The organism is Bacillus sp. AM 13(2015) (genome assembly GCF_001518755.1).
Lineage (GTDB): Bacteria > Bacillota > Bacilli > Bacillales > Bacillaceae > Bacillus > Bacillus safensis.
Genome location: NZ_LKCP01000022.1, coordinates 115,315 through 121,353, shown reverse-complemented (window position 1 = coordinate 121,353; position 6,039 = coordinate 115,315). Strand labels below are relative to the sequence as shown.

Below are 6,039 nucleotides of genomic sequence, written 5' to 3'. Positions count from 1 at the left end.
AATATGAGATTATTTTTACTTCTGGTGCTACAGAAGCGAATAACATCGCCATTAAAGGTGCAGCACTTGCCAAAATGAATCGGGGCAAGCACATTGTGACGACAGCAATTGAGCATCCTTCTGTCATTGAATCGTTTGAACAGCTAAAGGCGTTATTTGGCTTTGACATCTCCTATATTCAAGTAAATGAGCAAGGCCATGCAGATATGACGCATTTAAAAGAAGTGCTTCGCCCTGATACAGTGCTTGTCAGCATGATGCACGTCAATAACGAAACGGGTGCCATCCAGCCGATTGAAGAAGCTGCTGGCATCATTCGTGAGCATGCCAAAAACGCGCTTTTTCATGTCGACGGGGTGCAGGGAATGTGCAAAGTAGCACTTAATAAACAGCTAGATGTAGATCTTTTGACGATGTCAGGTCATAAAATTCATGGCTTAAAAGGCACAGGCGCACTCTTTTTAAAGAAAGATGTCATTCTCGCCCCTTTCATTACAGGGGGAGAGCAGGAATTAGGGCTTCGTTCAGGTACTGAAAACCCTGCTGGAGCTGTCAGCTTGGCAAAAGCCATGAAACAATCATATGAACAGCTTGACAAGCATCACGATGAGATGCTGAACTTAAAAACGCAGCTGCAAAAACAGCTTGGAGACATAGAAGGTATTGTGATGAACACACCGAGGGCGCAAAGTGCGCCGCACATTGTGAATTTTTCAGTGCCGGGTATTCAAATTGAAGTCCTCCTCCATATGCTTGAAAAAGAAGGCATATATGTTTCTACAACCTCTGCCTGCTCAGCCAAGAAAAAAGAGCCAAGCCGTGTACTGCTGGCGATGGGAAAATCAGAGGAAGTGGCCAAAAGCAGTATGAGAATCAGCTTGACGTATGGACAAGGACCAGAGCTTGCATCGCAAATCATCACATCGATCACACAAAGTGTGAAAAAATTAAAAGGAATGAGATAACAGCATGAAATATGATCATATTTTAGTCCGTTTTGGTGAGATCTCAACAAAAGGGAAGAATAGAAAGAAATTCATTGAAAAACTAAGACAGCACATTCGGTTCGTCTTAAAGGATTTTGAAGCATTAAAGTATGCATCTGATAGAGACCGCATCACGATTATGCTGAACGGAGAAGACCCTGAACCGATTTCAGAACAGCTCAAAAGTGTATTTGGCATTCAGAGCTTTAGTCTTGCGGTTAAATGTGAGACAAATCTAGATGCGATTAAAGATGCGGCACTAACAGCGGTACAGGAAGTGTATGAACAAGGGAATACATTTAAAGTGTCAACGAAACGTTCTTATAAACAATTTGAACTTGATTCAAATGAAATGAATCGCGAAATTGGCGGACATGTTCTAAGAAATACGGAAAACTTAACAGTCAATGTGAAACAGCCAGATGTGCATTTACGCATCGAAATCAGAGAGCAAGCCACGTACATTACATTTAAAGATGTCAAAGGTGCAGGCGGCCTGCCGGTTGGTTCTAGCGGAAGAGCGATGCTCATGCTTTCAGGCGGCTTTGACAGCCCAGTTGCCGGCTATCAAGCAATGAAACGCGGAATTCAAATTGAAGCTGTGCATTTCTTTAGCCCTCCGTATACAAGTGAACGTGCGAAACAAAAGGTGATTGATCTTGCAGAATGCCTAGCAGCATATGGAGGCGAAGTGAAGCTTCACATCGTACCTTTTACAAAAATTCAAGAGCTGATCCACAAACAAGTACCTGAAAACTATACGATGACATCAACAAGAAGAATGATGCTGAAAATAGCTGACAAAATAAGAGAAAAGCGTGATGCCCTTGCGATTATTACTGGTGAAAGCCTTGGGCAAGTGGCAAGTCAGACACTTGAAAGCATGTATGCCATTAATCATGTGACTAATACACCAATCATCCGCCCGCTCATAGCTGTCGATAAAAATGACATTATTGATGAAGCAAGAAGAATTGGCACATACGATACAAGCATTCAGCCTTTCGAGGATTGCTGTACGATCTTTACGCCGCCGTCCCCTAAAACAAAACCAAAGCTTGAGAAGGTAGAACGCTACGAAAGCTTTGCTGATTTCGAGCCGATGCTGGACGAGGCAGTAGAGCAAATTGAAACGATTATTGTGACAAATGAAAAGAAAACGGCAGATGAATTCGCTGATTTATTCTAAAACGAAAATTTCATAATAATTACCATAAAATCAATCGCATGAAGTCATGTGTTTCTACACATTCTATATTCACAAGGAGGTGAGAACACATGGCTCAACAAAACAGACAAAGCAGTTCTAACCAATTACTAGTACCAGGCGCTGCACAAGCTATCGACCAAATGAAGTACGAAATCGCTTCTGAATTTGGTGTAAACCTTGGTGCAGAAACTACATCTCGCGCTAACGGATCAGTTGGTGGAGAAATCACTAAGCGTCTTGTATCTTACGCTCAACAACATATGGGTGGCGGATCTTTCTAAGACACACAATTTAAAAGCTATGGCTTATGAGCGGGATGATTCCCGCTCTTTTCTTTTTGTACATATAAATAGTTAGAATATTTTTAAAAAAGAAGACGGATTTAAAAAATTATGGCATAATACTAGGAGTAGGTCCTAATTCAAGCATTTTTCAGTTATGAGTGTTAGAATAGGTAAATTGAAACATGTTTCGTTTCATAAGAAAGAGGCTAAAAGGAGCTGTACCATGAAAAGAGAAGACTTAATTGCACCAGAACAATATAACTTAGTCAGTGAGATTGAAGCGTTCAGTCATGACAAGGAGAAAATGGCCCTGCACTGGCAGGACGGTAATGGGCACGAAGCGCATGTAACATATGCAGCATTAGTAGAAGAGGCAAATAAAATTGGACATGTTTTATTAAATGCAGGCTTCAAAAAAGGCGATAAAATCATTGTGATGGTGCCGCGCATGCTCGAGGCATACAGCATTTATTTAGCGATTTTGAAAACAGGAATGGTCGTGATTCCTTGTTCTGAAATGCTGCGTGCGAAAGATTTAGATTACCGAATTGAACACGCAGAAGCAAAGGGAGCGATCGTTTACTCTTCATTCATTCAATCGTTCGACGGAACTAAAAAGCCGAACGATTTTAAAACATTCTCAATCGGTGAAAACGATCATGGCTGGACAAACATTCTAGCGCAAAAGGAAGAGCAATCAAACGAACTTGAATTGGCAGATACAAAACGCACAGACATGGCGTTTTTATCCTATACATCAGGTACAACAGGGAACCCAAAAGGGGTTGTTCATACACACGGATGGGCGTATGCACATTTACGCACAGCTGCCAAAGCATGGCTCTCCATTAATGAAGGAGATAAAGTATGGGCGACAGCAGGACCAGGCTGGCAAAAATGGGTGTGGAGCCCCCTCTTATCTGTGTTAGGAAGTGGAGCAGAAGGCTTTGTGTATGGAGGGAAATTCAATCCAAATACATACTTAGAGCTGCTTCAAAAAAATGAAATCAATGTCTTATGCTGTACACCGACAGAATATCGCTTTATGGCAAAAGTAGATGATTTGAGTCAGTACGCGCTGCCGAAGCTGCATAGTGCTGTTTCTGCGGGAGAGCCATTGAACCGTGAAGTCATTGATACATTCAAAAAGCATTTCGATATAGAAGTACGAGACGGCTATGGCCAAACTGAAAGCACACTGCTTGTAGGGGTGCTAAAAGGAATGGATATCAAGCCAGGAAGTATGGGAAAACCAACCCCTGGCAACGAAGTAGATATCATTGATGAGGATGGAAACGTCTGCGCACCTGGAGAAATTGGTGACATTGCGGTCCATCTCGAAACACCGGCTCTATTTAAGGAATATTACAAAGATGAAGAGCGTACAAAGGCGCAGCGCCGAGGAAATTACTTCATTACGGGTGACCGCGCGAAAAAAGACGAAGATGGGTACTTCTGGTTTGAAAGCCGCAGAGATGACATCATTGTCAGCTCAGGCTATACGATTGGACCGTTTGAAGTAGAAGATGCGCTGATCAAGCATTCAGCAGTGAAGGAATGTGCAGTTGTGGCGAGCCCAGATGAAATCAGAGGATCAATCGTGAAAGCATACGTCGTCCTTCGTGATGGAGTGGCGCAAAGTGATGAACTGATCAAAGAGTTGCAAACACATGTGAAAAACACAACAGCACCATACAAATACCCAAGAGAAATCGAATTCATTGACGAACTGCCAAAAACACCGTCAGCGAAAATTCGCCGTGTAGAGCTGAGAGAAAGAGAGCTTGCACGAAAAAGTAAATAATGAAAAAATGAGAAGCGTTTGGATGGAAGCATCCAGCGCTTTTTTTGTACGGAAAATGAAATTTGTTGAAAGCAGGCAAGGTGCTTTATGTTAAAATATGTAGGAATTTCTGAAAAAGGAGAATGTTAGTAGATGTCGATTGCGATCATTCATGGAATTGTACTTGCCTTTGGTCTCATTTTACCTTTGGGCGCACAAAATGTATTTGTATTTCAACAAGGAGCGCTGCAGCCTCGATTATATCGAGCAATGCCTGTCGTCATCACGGCTGCTCTTTGTGACACACTTTTAATTGCTTTAGCTGTCATAGGTGTTTCTGTTGTGGTGTTTACCATTCCAGTACTGCAAATTGGTCTTTATATCATTGGTTTTTGTTTTTTAGTTTATATGGGATGGTCCGTATGGAACACAAGCTCATCATCAGGTGATCAAGAGAAGCAGAAATTAATGCCTGCAAGAAAACAAATTGTATTTGCTTGTTCCGTTTCTCTTTTAAATCCCCACGCGATTCTCGATACGATTGGTGTCATTGGGACAAATTCGCTGCAATATAGCGGCGCAGAAAAGCTGGCATTCACACTTGCCTGTATCATCGTGTCCTGGTTATGGTTTATTGGTCTCGCCCTTTTAGGGAAGATGTTAGGGAAGTTAGATACAAACGGCAAATGGATGAACCGTATCAATAAAGCTTCCGCGGTCATGATCTGGCTGGTTGCGTTATATATTGCATATCAATTGATTGTATAAGGGTACATAGAGAATAAAACAAAGAAGCGTTTGGACGTAATGATCCAGCGCTTTTTTTGTGTATCGGTAAGACTTTTCAGCCAGTGTCATCATGATTCAGGGAGGAAGATCAGATTCAATTGCCTAGAGGAAATGATAAAGAATAGGTTATATGCTACATTATCAATAGTGGATTTTATTGGAAAAACAGTCTATTACATTTTTTCCTTTAAAAGGTTATGATTTTTACTAACTTTACTAAAGGAGTCTGTATGATGAAGATAAGAAAAATGTTTTGTATGTTTTTGTTCATATCACTTTTATTCGGACAATATCCTGTAGGTAACGCTGTTACCATAAAAGAGGACGAGCCTTTTGAAAAGATACAAAATGATAAAACAGCAGAAAAACTCATAAAAAAAGCAAAAAAAAGCTCTCAATTTTTACAGGCAAAAGAATTAGCCCAAAAGAAAGGTTATCTATTAAATGGAGAAAGTGCGGCGGTTCATATACACGCTGCTAAAACAGATGTTGTTTATTTTTATCTGAAAAAGAAGAAGTCAGATAATCAGCTGCTTAACAATGTTTCCTTCATTTCAGTTTCACTGAGTCAAATAAAAGCTCACTATATTCAACTTGCAGAATACGATGGGAAAGGGAATTTGCACTCATATTTTTTTCAAAATGGAAAATTGAAAAATAAGTTTCATATCAACCAAAAAGGGGAGTTTTTAAAAGGATCTTTTACCTATGGTGAAAATGGTGTAAAGCAAGATATGATGGAATTAAATAGAAAAATTGTTCAAATAGATGATTCGGAAATTCAAACGAGTTTTAATTGGAACAAGTTTTGGGACTGCTTAAAAAAGAAAAGCGGCCCTAATGAATCTCTTCCGTTACGTTCAATGGTTCTAGGAGCGTGTTATTATATTTGTTTTACTGGACCTGCTAGCTGTATTGCATGCGCAGTGATTAATGGAGGTATATCAGCGGGATTGGCCGGTTATTGTGTGAAAAAAGTTTGGTGAA

At 40.5% G+C, this 6,039-nt stretch carries 6 protein-coding genes; all 6 read left to right on the top strand.

Annotation, left to right across the window (positions count from 1 at the left end):
- On the top strand, positions 1 to 965 hold a 965-nt coding region (locus AOQ70_RS02895), incomplete at its 5' end, for a cysteine desulfurase family protein (RefSeq protein WP_059374796.1).
- 4 nt (positions 966 to 969) lie between these two features.
- On the top strand, positions 970 to 2,175 hold the full coding sequence (thiI, locus tag AOQ70_RS02890; RefSeq protein WP_039180639.1) for a tRNA uracil 4-sulfurtransferase ThiI: 1,206 nt from the start codon (positions 970 to 972) through the stop codon (positions 2,173 to 2,175).
- 89 nt (positions 2,176 to 2,264) lie between these two features.
- A complete protein-coding gene (locus tag AOQ70_RS02885; protein WP_024424829.1) occupies positions 2,265 to 2,477 on the top strand; it encodes an alpha/beta-type small acid-soluble spore protein in 213 nt (70 codons plus the stop codon).
- 226 nt (positions 2,478 to 2,703) lie between these two features.
- Positions 2,704 to 4,284, top strand: coding sequence for an acyl-CoA synthetase MbcS (gene mbcS, locus AOQ70_RS02880; protein ID WP_059374794.1), 1,581 nt, complete (start codon positions 2,704 to 2,706; stop codon positions 4,282 to 4,284).
- Positions 4,285 to 4,416: 132 nt separating this feature from the next.
- Entirely contained in the window at positions 4,417 to 5,031 is a 615-nt protein-coding gene (locus AOQ70_RS02875) for a LysE/ArgO family amino acid transporter (protein WP_039180635.1), read from the top strand.
- A 254-nt stretch (positions 5,032 to 5,285) separates the two neighbouring features.
- Positions 5,286 to 6,038: a hypothetical protein gene (locus tag AOQ70_RS02870; protein ID WP_039180634.1), complete on the top strand. Its 753-nt coding sequence runs from the start codon at positions 5,286 to 5,288 to the stop codon at positions 6,036 to 6,038.
- Position 6,039: the final 1 nt, after the last annotated feature.